Consider the following 17,983-nt stretch of genomic DNA (forward strand, 5'->3'; position numbering starts at 1 on the left):
TTAGTTCCCTCTCGCCAGGCCGTTAACTTCAGCTTGCGTCGTATCAGGTGCAACCTGCAGCGTAATTTCAACACGACGATTACGCGCGCGATTTTCTGCACTGGTATTCGGCACCAACGGATGCGTTTCACCCCGCCCTTCCGCTTTAACGCGTGATGGTTTTGCCAGCTGTTTTTGTAACAGCGTCTGAACAGACTGGGCACGGGCCAGAGACAGCTCATAGTTGGAGGCAAATCGGGCACTGCGAATCGGTACGTTATCGCTGTAGCCCACCACCAGGATTTTCCCGCTGACGTTATTCATGGCTTCAGCTACACGCTGGATAACGGCATCATAACGTCCGCGAACCTCTGTCGAACCGGATGCGAACAAGCCATCGCCTTTCAGCGTCACCACACTTTGATCTGCCTCATCGCGCACGGCCACCAGGCCTTCGTCGATTTCAGGTTTCAGGAATGACTTCAGGTTCAGTGACGGCGGCGGCGGCGGTGCCGGATTACGAATCTGCACTTCTGGCAGCGTCGTTTGGTAGATTTTGGCCAGCACGGGCGAGGTGTAATCCCCCAGACGCCAGTTCAGCACGATATAGAACAGGCAGGCAGCCAGGCCCGCCAGAGCCGCACAGGCCCACAGCGGAATCATGGGGCGCCAGAGTTTACGCAGAACCGGCTGATCGGTCGGATGCGGCGACAAGGCGGCGGCAAAGCTGCCCCTGACGCTCCTGATCATCTGCAACAGACGCTGTTTAATCGTATCCAGTTGCGAGCGTCCATTATCCAGAACCCGATAGCGCCCTTCAAAACCAAGCAGTAAGCAGAAATAGATCAGCTCCAGTAACAGGATGTGCTGACGCGGGTTTTGCGACAGTTTCGCCAGCAGTTGGAAGAATTTCTCCCCGCCCCAGGTTTCGTTGTGGAAGGTTACCAGTAAGCCATTACTGGTCCACACGCCACGGCTTCCCCAGGGCGTCAGTGCTGCGGCTTCATCAAGCGCCGTACACAGACAATAGCGCGCGCCAACGATCACCTCATAGCTCAGTCCGGACTGCTGGCAGGCCAGCTCGAAACGGCGGATCTGGTCAATCAGCTGTTGACGTAAACGTGCGGGATCGTCATGGGAGACGGAGTGACGAATCTGTGGAATCGCGTTAATCAGCGGATTCGCTGCAGCCACCAAACTATTCTGGTGGCTAAGATCCTGCTGAAAAGCATCACTGTTCGGTTTATTTTGTTCCTGCATCATGCCTGCTCAGTTTGAATTATTCTGACTGACTGCGAATGGCCCAGAACTCCATGTTCAGGCCCGGAAACTCACCGGCAAGGTGCAGCGCGAAGGCACCCGATCGCTCCATCTCCTGCCATAGCTCGCTGTTCTTATCCAGCTCAAAATAGCTGTATCCTGCGTGCCATGGGATCTGCGGTGGCGCCCCCGGCATGGCTTTCAGGGCAAGGCCTGGTAGCTGCAGTTGGACGAGATCGCGAATTTTGGTGACGGGGGCGACTTTCATCTGCGCCGGGAAATGCGTTTTCAGCGCGTCGGCCGGGACGTTTGCTTTTACGGCCAGCACAAAACCGAATTCACGCACCATGCTGTTATCCGGCACGGTCGCCACATTCAGGCCGTGTGAGCGTTGCGTCAGCGGCAACTGAATGGCGCTCTCTTCCATCACCTGCGACAGGCCCTGACGAAGCAATAGCGTCAGGCGCGAGAAGCAGCCCTGCAGGTCGTCGTGGTCATAGAGAGGGAAAGCATCCGGCGTACGCGCCTCTGTCCACGTTGCCAGCTCAGCAGCCAGCTGCAGCCAGTGGCTGTAGAGGGTTTCGGGATGTAATAACGGCAGATGCTGCAGATGCGCATGAAGGCCCAACTGGCGGTTAAGCAACGCCAGCAGCATAAAATCAACCATATCCGCGCTGTTAAAGCGGCCCGTTCCGGGTGCGCGCTGGCTCAGCTGCTGGCTACGTTGTTGAATCATGCCGTGCAGGTCGGTCATCATGCTCTGAAGCGGACGACTGCCAGCAAGGGTTAACGTGGGAGGGATATAATCATTGTCTAAACGGATATGGTTGTCGCTGCGCTTTTCAACGATCTGAGCAACGCCCATCGCCGTCCATTCCGCCGTGAGATCCTGCTCCAGCATCAAGCGGAGGCGTAGCTTGCCAAACTGAACGGTGGCCGTTCCGACAGCCTGCGCATTGTCATCTTCAACTTCCGCTTCCCAGGCCAGATAGCGAGCCAGCGAATCAGGCGCGTCCTGAAACGTCACCGCCTCGCGACCATTGCGGCGAGCGGGAATGGCCAAAACCACTTTGGCGCGGTCGGTATTGCTGGGAACGTCCAGCGGCGCAGGGCCGTGTTGTGGCTGACTGAAGGCAAAAAACGTTCCATCCGGCAGGCATCCACTGGCGGCGCTCAGTGCCAGTTTACCCTGCCGCAACAGCGCTTCATCAAATTCGAGATCGAAAAATCCCCAAACATAAGGGCGTTGCGACTGGCCCCATTCACGCAGCGAGCTTTGCAGAAAGTTTTCTGCCTGCTGGAAATGGTGAGGACGTAAAAACATCCCTTCCGCCCAAACAACCTTTTCGGCTCTGTTCATAATCATCCTTTGAAGACGGTTTTATTGCTTAACGGGACGCATGCCGGCATCGTCAACGATAATGTTGGCGTTTAACTCACCATCATTGCTTTTCCAGAACTGCCAGAACGAGCTGCTGTCACTGTCTGGGAAAGGCAGCGCAAGTCGCCACACCTTGCCATCCAGCTTTTGATATTCCGCCATGATGCCGATAAAGCGCGCGTCGGGGAGGCTTTTGGCACTCAGCGTTTTACTGAGCTGACCTGACATCAGGAAAAACTGCTGATTGTTGAGCAGCGTATTTCCCAGTGCGGTAGCGGGTTGATTCTGCAGAGTGAAGAAGTCGGCGGACATAAATTCTGCATCAGACGTCAGCAACATCACCCGGACTTTGAGAGGTGCGCCCGAATTGATGGAAGGATGTGCCTGGAAGTGCAGGTTGTATCGCGCAATATCAGGCTTACTGCTACTGCATGCCGTTAGCAGAAGCAGCAGGAAGGGCCAGATCCATTTTGCCAGGCCAACGCGAAAGTAAGTTTGTGCCATTTCTGTCCCTCCCTGCCCCTGACTTAGTTAATGATCCAGGTACCGTTATTCTTGTTCTGGCACGCCTGGCTGTTTCCATCTACAGAAACACAGGTTTTTTTCTTGGCGGCGGCACGCGCACGACGTTTCGGCTGATCGGCTTTAACGGTCTGATCGTACAAATCGCTTTTCACCACGGCGCGGAAAGGCACATAACCAACAACTTTTATCGCGCTGGTTGTGGCCTGAGCCGGTGCCGCTTTGCTGTCAGTGGCTTTGGCATCGCTGGCTGCTGGTGGCGCTTCAGCCTGCGCTTCTTCACCTAATGCCAGCCAGTTATTTTCAACCTGACCCACAACGGTGTAGGTTTCACCTGTTTTCAGGGTTTCGACGACTTTGCCGCCGAAGTCCGGACGCGTCATCACCGATGCAGGATATAAGGCGCGATAGGATTCATTTAATGCGGAGAACTGCGCCGGCGCAGCAACGGCATGACGATGGATCAGGGTTGTGCCATCAACGGTGCTGCTCACCATTGTGTCATCAGTCATTTTTGGCGGTGTTTTACAGCCTGCAACAGCAAAGACAAACATCAGGCTTAATGCAATTCGAAAGTTCACCATTTTCTTCATATTTAGTTCCATTAATACCCAAACAAGTGGCCATTGGCCGGTGTTAAGCAAACCCTGTTGCAGAACGAGCGATGCTGGCTGCCATCTGGAGCCAATACACTGATTAACAACACAATTTGCCTGAATGAGATGAGGTAGTGAGTTTAAAATTTTCTATTCGATGAGAGTGAGCAGGTGTGAAACTGCCCATGAAACCTGATGACCGGAACAAGACGGCTGAATTCGCGGTTAAACATTCAGCAAACTGACAAATTCCTAAACGCAAACGTCATTAAGGCAGCCTGGTTAAGCGTTGCGCAAAAACGATTCATAAAGCTGAATCGTTAAGTTTAATAAGGCTGATTAATCGTTATAAGTGTGGGGAGAATGGCAACATCCTGCTTAAATTCCAGTCGATCTCACACAAATAGCAATAAATCAATGGCTTACAAATTAAACTGCAACACCATAGCTACCGCACGAGCCTCAACATCCTGCTCGCCTGTGTAAAGTTCTTTTCCATTTCTTAACATCTTACACAGCTTTACATAATGCCTTAAAAAATTCAACACAGCCCCGAGCGAGCTTAAATAGTAAAAATATTAATGTATAGTATTATCTCAAACTTCAGGCACTTGTTAACCAAATGCTATCGAGGCGATAAAAAACCGCGATTTAGCCCTGTCAGCCGCTTCGTTTAGATAATTAAACATTAGTAGTATGAATATTTAATCATGGTAAAAAGGGATAAAACGGCCAGCGAAGCGCCCTGAAGCTGATTTTCTTAAGTCTGAGATCGTAATTAAGTCAAATTTTTAGAAAACACGAAGCGTGTCATTTATTAAAAAACCAATAAATACAAAAAGTTAAATATTTTAAGTATTGCTAAATTAAGAATTATCTTAAGTAATATATCGGGGAGCAGTGTTGGTTTTAGCCGCAAGCTGGATCAATAAAAGGCAATGTGAGTGATTTTAATACAGCCAGAGACTAAGCCGCGGTGGATTGCACAAGCGCAGGACGTGCCAATGGCCCGATGTGAACAGCGGTATGGGCTGAAATCACTCAGGCATTGAATGGCAGTATTTATCGTCGCCACCCGGGTTAAAGCGGCGACAGAGATAACAAATCAGGAAAAGGAATTAGGATGGCCCGGCTTTCGCGATCATTTTACGGTAATTATTCAGCCATTTACCGCTGGTGAACCTTCCCCAGAAAAACAGCCCTCTCACTGTCCAGTCGAGGAACATGCCAAGCCAGACGCCGATGACGCCCATTCCCAGTTCAATGCCCAGCAAATAGCCAGCCACGACCCTTGCACACCACATACTAAACATAGAGACGTACATCGTGTAACGTGCGTCACGCGCGCCTTTCAGCCCAGCCGGTAAAACCCACGACGCTGCCCAAATCGGCATAAACAAGGCATTGAGCCAGATGAGGTGTTTCGTGACATTTATCACTTCAGGATCGCTGGTATAGAAACGTGCCAACAAGCCCGCCAGCGGAACGGTCAGGGCCGCAACGCACGACAGGCAAATGGTTGCCAGCCAAAAAACATGCTTCGCCTGTCGTTCAGCCTGAAATACCTGGTATTTACCCAGCCGCTTTCCGGTGATGATGGTTGAAGCCGATCCAAGCGCGTTACCCGGCAGGTTAATCAGCGAGGCAACAGAAAACGCAATAAAGTTACCCGCGATCTCATTGGTGCCCATGCCAGCCACAAATACCTGGGTCAGCAATTTACCGCCGTTAAACAGCACAGATTCGATACTGGCAGGCACGCCAATGCTCAGTACCTCATAAAGTATGCTGCTGTTCCAGCGACGAAAATAGCTGGACAGCGTGATTTTAAGCGAGGCGTTAAATCCAATCATTAACACATAAATAATGGCGAAAGCGCCGATATAACGGGTAATGGTTAACCCCAGGCCAGCCCCGACAAACCCTAATCCATCCCATGAAAAGCAGCCGTAAATAAGTACGCTGCTGATCATGATATTGAGGATGTTCATCCCGCCATTAATCAGCATCGGGATCTTGGTATTCCCTGCCCCACGCAGCGCGCCACTGCCGATTAGCGTGATGGCCGCTGCCGGATAGCTCCATGCCGAAACCTGGAGATAGCTCAGCGCCAGCGCTTTTACTTTCGGTTCGGCAGCGCCGGCAATGGCGTCAATAATCAGATGGCCCCAGAACTCAATCGCAATGACCAGAATTAGCGCCAAAATGGTCATCATCGCCAGCGACTGCCGCGTAGCGGCACGCGCCCGTTTACCATTACGCCTTGCCAGACTGAAAGCGACCACCACCGTGGTGCCCAGATCGATGGCGGCAAAAAAGGAGATGATGACCATATTAAAACTGTCAGCCAGGCCAACGCCTGCCATCGCCTCTTTACCCAGCCAGCTGACCAGGAAGGTACTGAGCACGCCCATTAACAGCACGCAGGCATTTTCAAAAAAGATCGGGACTGCAAGAGGCGAAATTTCACGCCAGTACAGCGTGCGGTAAGAACGACGTTTGGGATACCACGCCGTGCGCTTAATCGCCTGCACCACTGCTACGCCGGGATTTTGCAAAGGAGTACCAAATATGAAGAAGTCGGGGAAAGAACTCTAATGATGGTAGCCTGCGGGCAAATATGCAAAACGTTTTGCATTCCTGTTAAATCATCGTTACACACTTTTTTTACCTTTTTCCTCACCTCGTTGAATCATCGCGTTGCCGATGTCATCGCACGATCATGCCCGGAAACGGCCCTCTTCTTTACCAAAAAGCGGAGGCAGGCGTCAGGTTTATCTGCATTTTGATGCAAACCCACGCACCAGCGCTAAGCCTCGCCCATAACTGGCGGCAGCAAAATGCGCTTGATCATAGATTCTTCACCAAATCCTGCGTTAAACCCGCTAAGCTTGGGGAAATTGTCGTAAGAACGTTAAAGGAGAGGTTATGCCAGCCCAACGGAAAAATCTGACACGCCAGCAGGCTCTTGATACGCTTGAGCAGATGTATGATGAAGCCGTCAACGCTCTGCGCGCATCAATTAAGGCCTATACGGAAGAAGGCTCGCTACCCGATCCCGTTGCCCGCGCGCAAGGTCTGTTTGTTTATCCTGAACTACGCATTACGTGGCAGGGCGACGGGCCTCAGCAGAATCGCACCCGAGCCTGGGGCCGCTTTACCCATACTGGCAGTTACAGCACCACGGTGACGCGCCCTGCTCTGCTGCGCCATTACATCTCTGAACAGCTGGCCATGCTGGAAAAAGAGTATGAGGTGACGATCGACGTCGGTCCTTCGCGTCAGGAAATTCCCTATCCTTACGTCATAGACGGGTCCGATCTGTCGCTGGATCGCACCATGAGTGCGGGGATTGCGCGTCACTTTCCAACGACTGAACTGTCGCAGATTGGTGATGAAACGGCAGATGGTTTATTTCATGCCGATGCGACCTTTCCTCTGTCTCACTTTGACGCGTTGCGCACAGATTTTTCGCTTGCCCGCCTGCGCCACTATACCGGCACGGCGGTTGAGCATTTTCAACCCTTTGTCCTGTTTACCAACTACACGCGCTACGTAGACGAATTCGTACGCTGGGCCATTGAACAGGTTCGCGATCCTTCAACCCCTTTCGACAGCCTTGTGTGTGCGGGCGATGTCGTTCTGACGGCGAGTACAGAAGACAATGAAGCCATGCTGTCTGATCTGGCCTGGAAAAAGCATCAGATGCCAGCCTGGCACCTGACCTCACCCAATCGCCGGGGAATTACATTGATCAATATCGGCGTGGGCCCGTCCAATGCTAAAACAATCTGCGATCATCTGGCGGTCATTCGTCCTCACGCCTGGCTGATGATAGGGCACTGTGGCGGCCTGCGCGAGAGTCAGCGCATTGGTGACTACGTGCTGGCTCATGCATACCTGCGCGACGACCACGTGCTGGACAGCGTTCTGCCGCCCGACATTCCGATTCCAAGCATTGCCGAAGTTCAGCGGGCTTTGTATGACGCAACCAAGTCCGTGAGCGGTATGCCAGGCGAGGAGGTAAAAGAACGGCTACGCACCGGAACCGTTGTGACAACAGACGATCGTAACTGGGAGCTGCGCTATTCAGCCTCTGCCCTGCGTTTTAATCTGAGCCGGGCCGTGGCTGTCGATATGGAAAGTGCAACGATTGCTGCTCAGGGATACCGTTTCAGGGTGCCTTATGGCACATTGCTGTGTGTTTCGGACAAGCCGCTGCACGGTGAAATCAAACTGCCGGGCCAGGCAAACCGCTTTTACGACGGCGCGATTTCAGAGCATTTACAGATTGGTATTCGCGCGGTTGAATTATTGCGCGCCGAAGGTGATAAGTTGCATTCACGTAAGTTACGTACGTTTAACGAACCGCCTTTCCGTTAAACAATAATGAATGAAAAAGACGGTATTAATGCGAAAATCCTTCCCGTTAATACCGTCTCGTTAATTAAGACGATATTCCGAATCAGGCCGCGTTCAGAACGGCGGTATTGATGAACCAGGCAAACACCGCAAGAATAGCCGGTACCATGAGCGTCCAGATAAGGCGGTTATTAAGGCTTTCAAAGCGTAAATCCAGTTTATCGAATCGTTCATCAATCCTGTCGAATCGCTGGTCCATGGCATCCATTCTCCGGTCCATCGCATCCAGTCGCCGATCGATACCATCAAGCCTGATATCAATACCATTCAGTCTCATATCAATGCCGTCCAGTCTCTTGTCGATGCCGTCGAGTCTCTTATCGATGCCATCAAACCGTATATCCATTGCGTCGAGCCGAGCGTCAATGCCGTTAAATCTCACCTCATTAGCAGCGAATTCTTTGTAAACATCATCAAACTTCGCATTGATAATGTTAAAACTTACCTCGATAGCATTAAATTTATTAGCAAAATTGAATAAGATGCCATCGATTGCTGAAAGTTTGCCTTCGATGCTGACCAGCCTGCCATCAACATCGTCAAACCGGATGCTAAACTGTTGGACTTTCTCTTCAAGCAGCGTAAATCGCTGAACCCTTTCAACATGAAACACCGCCTGTTCCGCACGCAGAAGCTCAAGATCGGCTTTGGTCGCAAACGCCATAGCCTGCCCGCTAAAAAGCGCCAGGTCGATTTTTATTTGATGGTTGTCTTCTTCAAGCCGCTCAAAGCGCATCTCAAAATTTTCCATTTTTTTGCCTCCTGTCCAGCGATGACTGAGGGTCAAATGCGGATTACCGCGATTCCGTTTTCCATACAGATTGCCCATGAGCTTTTCCTGACAGGCGGATTAACTTAATCCATTAACGTAAGTCGCAACCTGCTTCAGCATTATTGAAGCAAAGTCTTGCGCAATAAACATTACCTGATTGAATAAAAAGGAAAAATAAAATGGGAATTGTTCTTTTCCTTTATTCACAATGTTGAGTCAAAGAATAAAAGCACGGCCGCGCGAAGAAAAGGGCGTAGATCGATATTCTGGAAGGATGCGCACAATGATGGAAAATAACAGAGAAAACAACCGCAAACGCTTTTTGAGTTCTAATGTTAAAACCGTTACAGCATATTCAATATGCTGTAACGGTTGGATTAATCAGGCGCTCAGCCAGCCGAGTTTAATCACAAATAATACAGACAGAACAATCAGTGCCGCATTAATCTCTTTGGTGCGTCCGCTGAGCAACTTCACCACGGTCCAGGTAATAAAGCCAAAGGCAATACCGTTAGCAATGGAGTAGGTCAGCGGCATCGTCAGCGCGGTCACGGTTACCGGGGCAGCAGTGGTGATGTCTTTCCAGTCAATTTCGGCCAGCCCGGACGTCATCAAAACCGCAACAAACAGCAATGCTGGCGCGGTGGCATAAACCGGCACGCTTGACGCCAGAGGAGAAAAGAACAGCGCAAGCAGGAAAAGCACCGCAACCACAATCGCCGTCAGGCCGGTACGGCCGCCTGCGCTCACTCCGGCGGCAGACTCGACATAACTGGTGGTCGTAGAGGTGCCCAGCAGCGAACCAAACAGCGCAGCCGCACTGTCCGCAACCAGCGCGCGTCCCATTTTGGGCACATTGCCCTGCTCGTCAGCCAGCCCGGCGCGTTTGGTTACACCCAATAGCGTGCCGGTGTTATCAAACACATCCACGAACAAGAACGCGAAAATCACGCTAATTAAGCCGACGTTAAATGCACCCGCAATATCCAACTGCATGAACGTTGGTGCGATTGAAGGCGGTGCAGAAAATACACCGCCAAATTTCGTCAGACCAATTCCCATCGAGATAAAGGTGATGATCAGAATGCCTATTAAGACCGCGCCCGTGACGCGACGCGCTTCCAGTACCACGATGATGATAAACCCTAACATCGCCAGTAAGGGGCCCGGCTTCGTCAGATCGCCAATCCCCACCAGGGTAGCCGGATTATCCACAACGATACCCGCGCCTTCCAACGCGATAATCGCCAGGAAGAGACCGATCCCTGCGGCAATACCGGCGCGCAGCGGCAGCGGAATGCTCTTGATAATCCACTCGCGAATCTTAAATATCGATAAGGCGAAAAAAATCACTGCGGACAGGAATACCGCGCCCAGCGCAATCTGCCAGCTGTAGCCCATGTGCAAGACAACGGTATAGGTGAAAAAAGCATTCAGCCCCATGCCCGGTGCCAGCGCAATCGGGTAGTTGGCAATCAGTCCCATTAACACCGAACCAATTGCGGCTGCCAGACAGGTCGCGACAAAAACAGCCCCTTTATCCATGCCGGTTGCACCCAAAATACTGGGGTTAACAAACAGAATGTAGGCCATCGCCAGGAAGGTGGTGATACCGGCGATGACTTCAGTGCGTACAGTTGTGTTGTGCGCTTTTAATTTAAATAGTTTTTCTAACATCATTATCTCTCGATGATAGAGACGTCACTCAGGTGCGCGTTCTCTTGCCAAGGTTATGGTCATGCTGTTTGTTGTGATACTGAGGGGCCGCCAGTGCTGTCGCATGCCAGCCCGACCACCCGAAATACGGTTTTCGCTTTCCTTTGTCACATGAGCAATTGCAAAGGCTAAAGCAATTGCTGTGCCAGCCCGATACGCAATCGATTACCTGGATACGCGTCAGCGAGCCTTAAGATAATTCTGAACCAGATCAGGGCGCGATTATGGTGCATTGCCCCCTAAATGCGCAATCGTTTTCCTTTTACCTCCCTGCCCGGCAAAATTATGCGTTTCCGCACGCTTCAGCAATTTGTCAGGCGACGCTGGTCACGTTTCAGCTGCATCAATCAGCAGGCCATGCTGGAATGTGTAAACTCGCATTTAACCCTTCAGTAACATTGAGGTCACACGATGAAGCCAGCAATTTTGGTGGTGGATGACGACCATGCCGTCTGCGATTTGTTGCAGGACGCACTCAGTGAACATGCGTTGTTGGTTTATCGCTGCCATCAAGGGAAAGATGCCCTGACGATGGTGTGCGAACATCCGGATATTTCCCTGGTTATGCTCGATATGATGTTGCCCGACACCAACGGTTTACTGGTTTTGCAGCAGCTGCAGCGACTGCGGCCTGATATTCTCGTGATTATGTTGACCGGTATGGGTTCGGAAGCGGAAATGGTGGTAGGCCTGGAGATGGGGGCGGATGATTATATCGCCAAGCCCTTTAATCCACGCGTTGTGGTTGCGCGGGCGCGGGCGGCTCTCCGGCGCAGCGGGCGCGTGGTGTTGCCGGAAACTGACCATGAGGGATGGCGCTTTAATGGCTGGCTGCTTGATGAAACGCGCTGCCAGTTGCTTAATCCGCAGCGAGAAACCGTGCCGTTAACGCAGGGTGAATATACCTTGCTGCGCGCGATGGTGCGGCACGCGCGTAAGGTCCTGACGCGTGACCAGTTGCTGGAACTCACCCACAGCGAAACGATGGACGTGTTTGACCGCACCATCGATGTGCTGATTATGCGGTTGCGGCGCAAAATCGAAGCAAACCCCCATCAGCCCGGCCTGATCCGCACGATTCGTGGGCTGGGTTATGTTTTCTCGGCGGACGTGGTCAAACCTGAAGGTTTGCGGCTCTCGACGCAAACGGCCTGAGCCATCCACTGCCGCATGTCGGTCAACGGGCGAATACCGTCGATTGCATTGGCCGCGCGCAAATTAAACCGGGCGCAGGTGTGCGCAAGTTGCAGCGTTGACAGCATGTCATCCCCTTCATGGCTGGCATAGAGTACACCCGCACAAAATGCATCACCTGCGCCAACGCTGCCCACAATCTCGTTGGGTGCCAGCTGCCACGCAGGCTGCCAGATGCCCTCGCCGCCGACTTCCTGCCCCCATGCGCCTTCGGGCGCGTGTATCACCACGCGCTGACGCACCCCCTGCCCGGCCAGCCACTGCGCAGCCAGGGAAAAGGCTGCGGGTGGCTGAATACCGTTATCATCCCGCAAAACGACGCCAGACAACGCCTGGGCTTCCAGTTCGTTAATAACCAGGTAATCTAACCAGCGCAACGCAGGCAATACCTGTGGTCGGTAATCCCCGGCCCGGGACGCCAGGTCGAGCGAGGTAAAATAGCCACGCTGCTGCATCTGGGCCAGCAAACGGGCGCTGCGCGTGCCGAATTCGCTGTCCGCGCCGTCCAGCGTTTCAAGCAACAGTAAATAGCCCAGATGAAAGATGCGCTGCGCATCGTCTACAGCGGCGAAATGCGTTCTGTCCAGCAGGGCATTTGCGCCAGGGGAAAAGAAAAACGTTCGTTGCCCGTCCGGTGCGGTCATCACCTGCGTCATCGCTGTGGGTTTATCGCAGGTACGTTGAACCCAGCGATGATCGATCTGCGACGCCTGCATGATAGCCAGCAGGTAATCACCGTCGGCGTCATTGCCTAGCAGGCCAATCGCCACCAGCGGAAGCTGACACTGCATGCGCGAAAGAGTAAGTAAAACATTCAGCGGTGCGCCGCCTGCCGCCTTTTCGCTATGCTGAACCTCTGCCAGCCAGCCCTGTTCCGGCCAGTGGCTAATACGATGAACGTAATCCACCAGCATCACGCCAGCGGCCAGAATGCCGCGCCGCGCCTCCATTTACGCCTGCCCTACGCTGCCGAAAATCTTCATCTGCTGCATCACGGTTTCACAAATTGCGTTCTCCACCGCCATCAGCAGTTCGGCAAACTCGTCATAGCGGGTGTTGCGTGAGGCCAGACTGCGTTCCACCGCGTCGAGTGCCGCCTGCGACATGCCGGTATAGAAGTTGATTTTATGGATGCCGAGTGAGATCGCCCGCCGGAAATCCGCGTCGCTGATGCCTGAGCCACCGTGCAGCACCAGTGGTACGCCGGTTTGCTCGCGAATAGCCGCCAGCCGGTCAAAGTCGAGTTTAGGCTCCCCTTTGTATTTCCCGTGGGCGTTACCGATAGCCACCGCCAGCGTATCAATGCCGGTTTCACGCACAAACTCAGCAGCCAGCCGTGGATCGGTAAATTTTTCGCTGTCGGCTTCGCCAAATAACGCGCCCCCTTCGTCTCCGCCCACCGCGCCCAGTTCTGCCTCAACCGACACGCCGACGGCATGTGCCGCTTTGACCACTTCACGCGTCTGGCGAATATTCTCTTCATAACTCAGCGTTGAGCCATCGAACATTACCGAGGTGAATCCCAGACGAATCGCCTGCATCACCGCCTCAAAGTGCAAACCGTGATCCAGGTTGAGCACCACCGGAATCGCGTGCTTCACCGCTTCAAACTTTATCGCCTCAACCAGCTGGTCGAGCGTGACGTATTTAAAATGCACTTCCGCAATATTGATGATAAAAGGCGAGCGTTGCTGCTCTGCGGCCGCAAACAGCGCGCGCAGAAAATGCGTGTCCAGAACGTTAAAGGCGCCCAGCGCGTACCCCTGCTTCTGCGCATGGGCCAGCCCCTGTGCCAGAGAGATCAAAGCCATTATTCACTCCTCAGATTGAGCCAGTGGGAATAGTCGTTACAGAGCAGCCGGTGCGGTTCCTGATCCTCATCAAGGGCGTTAAAGCGCGCCAGCGGCGTCAAAAATACGTTATCGTTGTCATCATCGTTAGGCATCGAGACTTCGCCAACCAGCACATCGCCAAAGCCGTTTTCGCCCCAGAAGCTGTGCCAGACGCCGGCGATTAACGTCACGCTTTCGCCCGGAGACAGCCTGAGTTGCGAACCGGCCGCATGGGTTTGTGTGATGCCATCCAGCGATACCGTCACCGGCGAGTTCGCCTTCTCGTTGCCTTCACGGTTATACAGTTCGACGATCAGATTGCCGCCCCCGCGGTTGATGATGTCTTCCATTTTGCGGGGATGATAATGCATCGGCGTGACCTGCCCTTCACGCACGTGCATGACTTTTTCAGCATAAGGTTTGTGCCAGGGCTTGCCGCCCGGCGAGCCGTTGCGCAGCGTAAAGAGCGTCAGGCCGGTTTGCAGAAAATCATCGGCGCCAAAGCTGGTGAGGTCCCAGCCCAGCCGTAACGCGATAATTTCCTCAATGTCGCCCTGCTGCTGACGCCACTGACTGAGGTCGTAATCAGCCCAGGGCGGCAGATGGATATCCTGGCGTGTAAAAAAGTCCCGCGTGTTTTGCAAAAACACATTCACTTCGGAGCGTTGCATCGTCAGCTCTCCCGTTAAAGCGGCACCCGACGATGCCGCGCGCCGGTTTTATTTCACTGTCCAGCCCTTGTAGCTGCTGACGTTATTGCGATCGATTAATTTAACCGGGATCAGCACGGGTTTATCCGGTGCCGGTTTGCCCTGAAGGATGTCGTAACCAATCTCGACGGCTTTGGCTGCCATCACCTGCGGATCCTGGGCTGGCGTAGCGGCGAACAGCGAGTTCTTACGTTTCAGCGCTTCCTCACCATCCGGCGAACCATCCACGCCGACGATAAAGAACTCGTTACGCTGGGCCTGTTTTGCCGCCAAATCGGCACCGATCGCGGTCGGATCGTTAATCGCAAAAACCGCGTCGATTTTTGGATTGGCTGACAGCAGGCCGGTCATCACTTCCAGCCCGCCTTCACGGCTGCCTTTGGCGTTCTGATTAGAGGAAAGCAGCTTAATATCCGGATGGCGTTTCAGTTCGGTCATGCAGCCTTCCACGCGGTTTTGTACGGCAGAGACCGGCGGGCCGTTAATAATCACCACATTGCCTTTGTCTTTCAGGCGATCGGCGATGTATTTACAGGCCATTTCACCCGCCTGGGTGTTATCAGAGGTGATGGTGGCGTTAGCGCCATCTGCGGCGACGTCGACCGCAACCACAACGATACCCGCATCACGCGCGCGCTTGACCGCAGGGGCAATCCCTTTTGAGTCGGCGGCATTCAGGATAATCATGTCCACTTTTGCCGCAATGAAGTTATCAATCTGTCCCACCTGCTGCCCGAGATCGTAGCCACTCGACACCAGCGTGACTTTTACGTTATCCCCGGCCAGCTGACGCGCCTTCATCTCTGCACCTTTGGTGATCTGCACAAAGAATGGGTTAGCGAGGTCGCCTACCGTTACGCCAATCGATTTCAGTTCTTTTGCCTGAGCCACACCGGCACTGAGCAGCGTTGCCGCCAGCAGCCCGGTTACAATCGGATTAAAACGCATAGATCTTCTCCTGCTGTGATTTATCTGCCAACTGCTGAATGGCGCTTTGTTTGCTCTGCGCATGGGGGCTGTCAGCCCACATGATGACGAGTACGATATTTATCGATCAGGACGGCGATGATGATGACCGCACCTTTAATAACCAACTGCCAGAAGTAGGAGACGCCCATTAATGTCATGCCGTTATTCAGCGTGGCGATAATCAACGCCCCAATCAGCGTGCCGGTGATGGTGCCGATGCCGCCGACGAAACTGGTGCCGCCCAGAATCACCGCGGCAATGGCATCCAGCTCATAACCCACGCCCAGATTGCCGTTGGCGCTGTAGAGGCGTGAAGCACTCATCAGCCCGCCCAACCCCGACAGCAATCCGCTCATGCCGTACACAAATATCAGCACCAGGCCCACTTTGATGCCGGTCAGTCGCGCGGCCTGAATATTGCCGCCCACCGCATAGATATGAACGCCCAGCGTGGTGCGACGCAGAATGAACCAGCAAATCGCGATGACGGCGAACGCGATGACGATCAGCCAGGGCACCGGCCCCAGGTAGCCATTGCCTATCCACTCAAAGTTAATATCGGAATTGATCACCGTGGTGCCGTTGGCCAGCAGATAGGCCGCCCCGCGCAGTGCGGTATAGGTGCCGAGCGTGACGATAAACGGAGGCAGTCCGGCCCAGGCCACGAGAATGCCGTTAAACAATCCCATCACCAGCCCGGCGCCCAGCGCCATCGGAATAGTAAGCGACGCCAGCATCGGGTCCAGCGACGTCAGCAGCGCCACCACCGCCGTGGTGCCCAGCATCGAGCCCACGGACAAATCGATACCGCCCGTCAGGATGACAAAGGTCATGCCTGCGGCCAGCACGATATTGATGGAGGCCTGACGCGTAATGTTGAGCAAATTGGCTTCGGTAAAGAAGTTAGGCGTGACAAAACCAAAGACCGCCACGATTAAAATCAAAATCGGTAAAATGCCCACGGTCTGCATGATGTCGCCCATCAGAGCGCGTTTGGCCGTCGGTGGATTAACACGTGCCGTTTGTGTCATTGTTTTATCCTCATACTTCAAGCGGTGATGCGCTGTGCGCACCGGTTGCCAGCGTCATGATGTTTTCCTGAGTGATCGTATCGCCCGCCAGCTCTCCGGCGATGGCCCCCTCATGCATCACATAAACCCGATCGCTCATGCCAACAACCTCCGGTAATTCGCTGGAGATCATGAGAATGGCTACGCCCTGACGCGCCATTTCCTGCATCATGCGATAAATTTCGCTTTTCGCGCCGACGTCAACGCCGCGCGTTGGCTCATCCAGAATCAAAATACGGGGGCCGATGGCGATCCAGCGGGAAATCAGCAGCTTTTGCTGGTTGCCGCCCGACAGGCCCCCCGCACGCACCAGCGCGTGGGGCACGCGAATATTGAGCGAGGAGATCGCTTCGCTGGCAATTTTCCGCGATTTACCGCGATTAAGCATGCCGTAGCGGGCATCACGCTCCAGCGTGGCCATGACGATGTTTTCCTGCGCGGCCATCTCCAGAAACAGCCCCTGCTCTTTACGGTTCTCGGTAAGAAAACCAATGCCGTGCGCAATCGCCTCACGTGGCGAGTGAATATCCACCTTCTGACCATCGATCCAGACGTCGCCCTGTTGAAGCCGGTGCACGCCAAAAATCAGCTGCGCCAGCTCGCTCCGTCCCGCGCCCACCAGGCCGGCCAGGCCGACGATTTCGCCCGCCCGAACCTCAAGGCTGCTGGGATGCACTTTGTCGCCGTCGGACAGATGATTGACAGCCAGCCGGACGGCCCCGCGCGCTATCGTGCGATCTTTATTGAACAAGTCGCTGAGCGGCCGCCCCACCATCATGCGCACCAGCTCGCTGGCATTCAGATTGTCGCGCGTCAGGCTGCCGACATACTGCCCGTCACGCAGCACGCTGACGCGATCTGACAGCTCATACACTTCCGCCATACGATGACTGATGTAAATAATGGCCATGCCTTCGCTACGCAGGCGCTTGATCAGGGCAAACAGTTGTTCGGTTTCACGGTTCGAGAGTGCGGCAGTCGGCTCATCCATCACCAGAATCCGGCTGTTACGGTGTAAGGCGCGCGCAATTTCCACCTGCTGCTGCTCAGCAATACTCAGCCTGCTGACTTTGTCGGTGGCGCTAAACTGCGCGCCCAACCGGTTGATCACCTGCTGCGCCTCATCCGCCATCTGATGACGTTTCACCATGCCTGCACGGGTAATTTCACTGCCCAGAAAGATGTTTTCCGCCACGGTAAGATTGGGCGCCAGATTGATTTCCTGATAGATCAGCGTGATTCCGGCGGCTAACGCCTCTTTAGGGCCTTTCAGCTGCCAGGGTTTGCCATCAATTAGCACCTCGCCGCTGCTGGCCGCATAGGCCCCCGCCAGGATCTTCATCAGGGTGCTTTTACCCGCGCCATTTTCGCCCATCAGGGCATGGACCTCACCGGGATACACCGTGAGATCCACCCCTTTCAAGGCGTAAAAATTACCAAAGCGTCGGGTGATCTCGCGCATTTCGAGTATCGGCTTTGCTGTCATCTACCCGCTCCTGCTGGTTATGGATAGCAGCGAGTTAAGCAGTGTCAGATAAATGGAAAATGTCAGAGGCCATT

Annotated in this window: 15 protein-coding genes; 2 read left to right on the top strand and 13 right to left on the bottom strand. The window is 53.7% G+C overall.

Features of this window, described 5'->3' with window-relative positions; all coding sequences use genetic code 11:
* From EL29_RS09800 to EL29_RS09820, 5 genes are all read right to left on the bottom strand, one after another.
* Positions 1 to 1,242: a DotU family type VI secretion system protein gene (locus tag EL29_RS09800; RefSeq protein ID WP_013026249.1), complete on the bottom strand. Its 1,242-nt coding sequence runs from the start codon at positions 1,240 to 1,242 to the stop codon at positions 1 to 3.
* A 16-nt stretch (positions 1,243 to 1,258) separates the two neighbouring features.
* Positions 1,259 to 2,599 (bottom strand): type VI secretion system baseplate subunit TssK, encoded by a 1,341-nt coding sequence (gene tssK / locus EL29_RS09805; protein WP_014605520.1) that lies wholly within the window; start codon positions 2,597 to 2,599, stop codon positions 1,259 to 1,261.
* A gap of 21 nt (positions 2,600 to 2,620) precedes the next feature.
* Positions 2,621 to 3,124, bottom strand: coding sequence for a type VI secretion system lipoprotein TssJ (tssJ, locus tag EL29_RS09810; protein WP_013026251.1), 504 nt, complete (start codon positions 3,122 to 3,124; stop codon positions 2,621 to 2,623).
* A 23-nt stretch (positions 3,125 to 3,147) separates the two neighbouring features.
* The gene (locus EL29_RS09815; protein WP_014593989.1) at positions 3,148 to 3,747 is read right to left on the bottom strand and encodes a hypothetical protein; all 600 of its coding nucleotides are present in this window, start codon (positions 3,745 to 3,747) and stop codon (positions 3,148 to 3,150) included.
* Between the two features lie 1,109 nt (positions 3,748 to 4,856).
* Positions 4,857 to 6,272 carry an EmmdR/YeeO family multidrug/toxin efflux MATE transporter gene (locus EL29_RS09820; protein WP_024470994.1) on the bottom strand — a complete coding sequence of 472 codons (1,416 nt, stop codon included), beginning with the start codon at positions 6,270 to 6,272 and terminating at the stop codon, positions 4,857 to 4,859.
* A 394-nt stretch (positions 6,273 to 6,666) separates the two neighbouring features.
* On the opposite strand from EL29_RS09820, the gene EL29_RS09825 reads away from it, so the two are divergent.
* A complete protein-coding gene (locus tag EL29_RS09825) occupies positions 6,667 to 8,121 on the top strand; it encodes an AMP nucleosidase (RefSeq protein WP_014593991.1) in 1,455 nt (484 codons plus the stop codon).
* A gap of 82 nt (positions 8,122 to 8,203) precedes the next feature.
* On the opposite strand, the gene EL29_RS09830 is transcribed toward EL29_RS09825, so the two are convergent.
* On the bottom strand, positions 8,204 to 8,911 hold the full coding sequence (locus EL29_RS09830) for a hypothetical protein (protein WP_029571432.1): 708 nt from the start codon (positions 8,909 to 8,911) through the stop codon (positions 8,204 to 8,206).
* Between the two features lie 402 nt (positions 8,912 to 9,313).
* Positions 9,314 to 10,612, bottom strand: a complete 1,299-nt coding sequence (locus EL29_RS09835) for an NCS2 family permease (protein WP_014593993.1) — start codon at positions 10,610 to 10,612, stop codon at positions 9,314 to 9,316.
* A 447-nt stretch (positions 10,613 to 11,059) separates the two neighbouring features.
* Between EL29_RS09835 and EL29_RS09840 the strand changes: the two genes are divergently transcribed.
* Positions 11,060 to 11,803 carry a response regulator gene (locus EL29_RS09840; RefSeq protein ID WP_014593994.1) on the top strand — a complete coding sequence of 248 codons (744 nt, stop codon included), beginning with the start codon at positions 11,060 to 11,062 and terminating at the stop codon, positions 11,801 to 11,803.
* Here EL29_RS09840 and EL29_RS09845 read toward each other — a convergent pair.
* The 6 genes from EL29_RS09845 to EL29_RS09870 all read right to left on the bottom strand — a co-directional run bounded on the left by EL29_RS09845 (position 11,740) and on the right by EL29_RS09870 (position 17,909).
* Entirely contained in the window at positions 11,740 to 12,792 is a 1,053-nt protein-coding gene (locus EL29_RS09845; protein WP_022623342.1) for a carbohydrate kinase family protein, read from the bottom strand. The genes EL29_RS09840 and EL29_RS09845 overlap by 64 nt on opposite strands.
* Positions 12,793 to 13,653: a ketose 1,6-bisphosphate aldolase gene (locus tag EL29_RS09850; RefSeq protein WP_014605515.1), complete on the bottom strand. Its 861-nt coding sequence runs from the start codon at positions 13,651 to 13,653 to the stop codon at positions 12,793 to 12,795.
* Positions 13,653 to 14,345 carry a D-lyxose/D-mannose isomerase gene (locus tag EL29_RS09855; protein WP_028715286.1) on the bottom strand — a complete coding sequence of 231 codons (693 nt, stop codon included), beginning with the start codon at positions 14,343 to 14,345 and terminating at the stop codon, positions 13,653 to 13,655. Before EL29_RS09855 ends, EL29_RS09850 begins: the two co-directional genes overlap by 1 nt.
* A gap of 48 nt (positions 14,346 to 14,393) precedes the next feature.
* The gene (locus EL29_RS09860) at positions 14,394 to 15,332 is read right to left on the bottom strand and encodes an ABC transporter substrate-binding protein (RefSeq protein WP_013026261.1); all 939 of its coding nucleotides are present in this window, start codon (positions 15,330 to 15,332) and stop codon (positions 14,394 to 14,396) included.
* A gap of 71 nt (positions 15,333 to 15,403) precedes the next feature.
* Positions 15,404 to 16,384 carry an ABC transporter permease subunit gene (locus tag EL29_RS09865; protein ID WP_028715287.1) on the bottom strand — a complete coding sequence of 327 codons (981 nt, stop codon included), beginning with the start codon at positions 16,382 to 16,384 and terminating at the stop codon, positions 15,404 to 15,406.
* 10 nt (positions 16,385 to 16,394) lie between these two features.
* Entirely contained in the window at positions 16,395 to 17,909 is a 1,515-nt protein-coding gene (locus EL29_RS09870) for a sugar ABC transporter ATP-binding protein (RefSeq protein WP_015700008.1), read from the bottom strand.
* Between the last annotated feature and the right edge of the window lie 74 nt (positions 17,910 to 17,983).

This window comes from Pantoea ananatis LMG 2665, from assembly GCF_000710035.2.
In the GTDB taxonomy this organism is placed as follows: Bacteria; Pseudomonadota; Gammaproteobacteria; order Enterobacterales; family Enterobacteriaceae; genus Pantoea; species Pantoea ananatis.

Coding starts and splice junctions, on each gene's coding strand:
- EL29_RS09800 (WP_013026249.1), bottom strand. CDS start 1,242: ATGATGCAGGAACAAAATAAACCGAACAGTGATGCTTTTCAGCAGGAT.
- tssK (WP_014605520.1), bottom strand. CDS start 2,599: ATGAACAGAGCCGAAAAGGTTGTTTGGGCGGAAGGGATGTTTTTACGT.
- tssJ (WP_013026251.1), bottom strand. CDS start 3,124: ATGGCACAAACTTACTTTCGCGTTGGCCTGGCAAAATGGATCTGGCCC.
- EL29_RS09815 (WP_014593989.1), bottom strand. CDS start 3,747: ATGGAACTAAATATGAAGAAAATGGTGAACTTTCGAATTGCATTAAGC.
- EL29_RS09825 (WP_014593991.1), top strand. CDS start 6,667: ATGCCAGCCCAACGGAAAAATCTGACACGCCAGCAGGCTCTTGATACG.
- EL29_RS09830 (WP_029571432.1), bottom strand. CDS start 8,911: ATGGAAAATTTTGAGATGCGCTTTGAGCGGCTTGAAGAAGACAACCAT.
- EL29_RS09835 (WP_014593993.1), bottom strand. CDS start 10,612: ATGATGTTAGAAAAACTATTTAAATTAAAAGCGCACAACACAACTGTA.
- EL29_RS09840 (WP_014593994.1), top strand. CDS start 11,060: ATGAAGCCAGCAATTTTGGTGGTGGATGACGACCATGCCGTCTGCGAT.
- EL29_RS09845 (WP_022623342.1), bottom strand. CDS start 12,792: ATGGAGGCGCGGCGCGGCATTCTGGCCGCTGGCGTGATGCTGGTGGAT.
- EL29_RS09850 (WP_014605515.1), bottom strand. CDS start 13,653: ATGGCTTTGATCTCTCTGGCACAGGGGCTGGCCCATGCGCAGAAGCAG.
- EL29_RS09855 (WP_028715286.1), bottom strand. CDS start 14,345: ATGCAACGCTCCGAAGTGAATGTGTTTTTGCAAAACACGCGGGACTTT.
- EL29_RS09860 (WP_013026261.1), bottom strand. CDS start 15,332: ATGCGTTTTAATCCGATTGTAACCGGGCTGCTGGCGGCAACGCTGCTC.
- EL29_RS09865 (WP_028715287.1), bottom strand. CDS start 16,384: ATGACACAAACGGCACGTGTTAATCCACCGACGGCCAAACGCGCTCTG.
- EL29_RS09870 (WP_015700008.1), bottom strand. CDS start 17,909: ATGACAGCAAAGCCGATACTCGAAATGCGCGAGATCACCCGACGCTTT.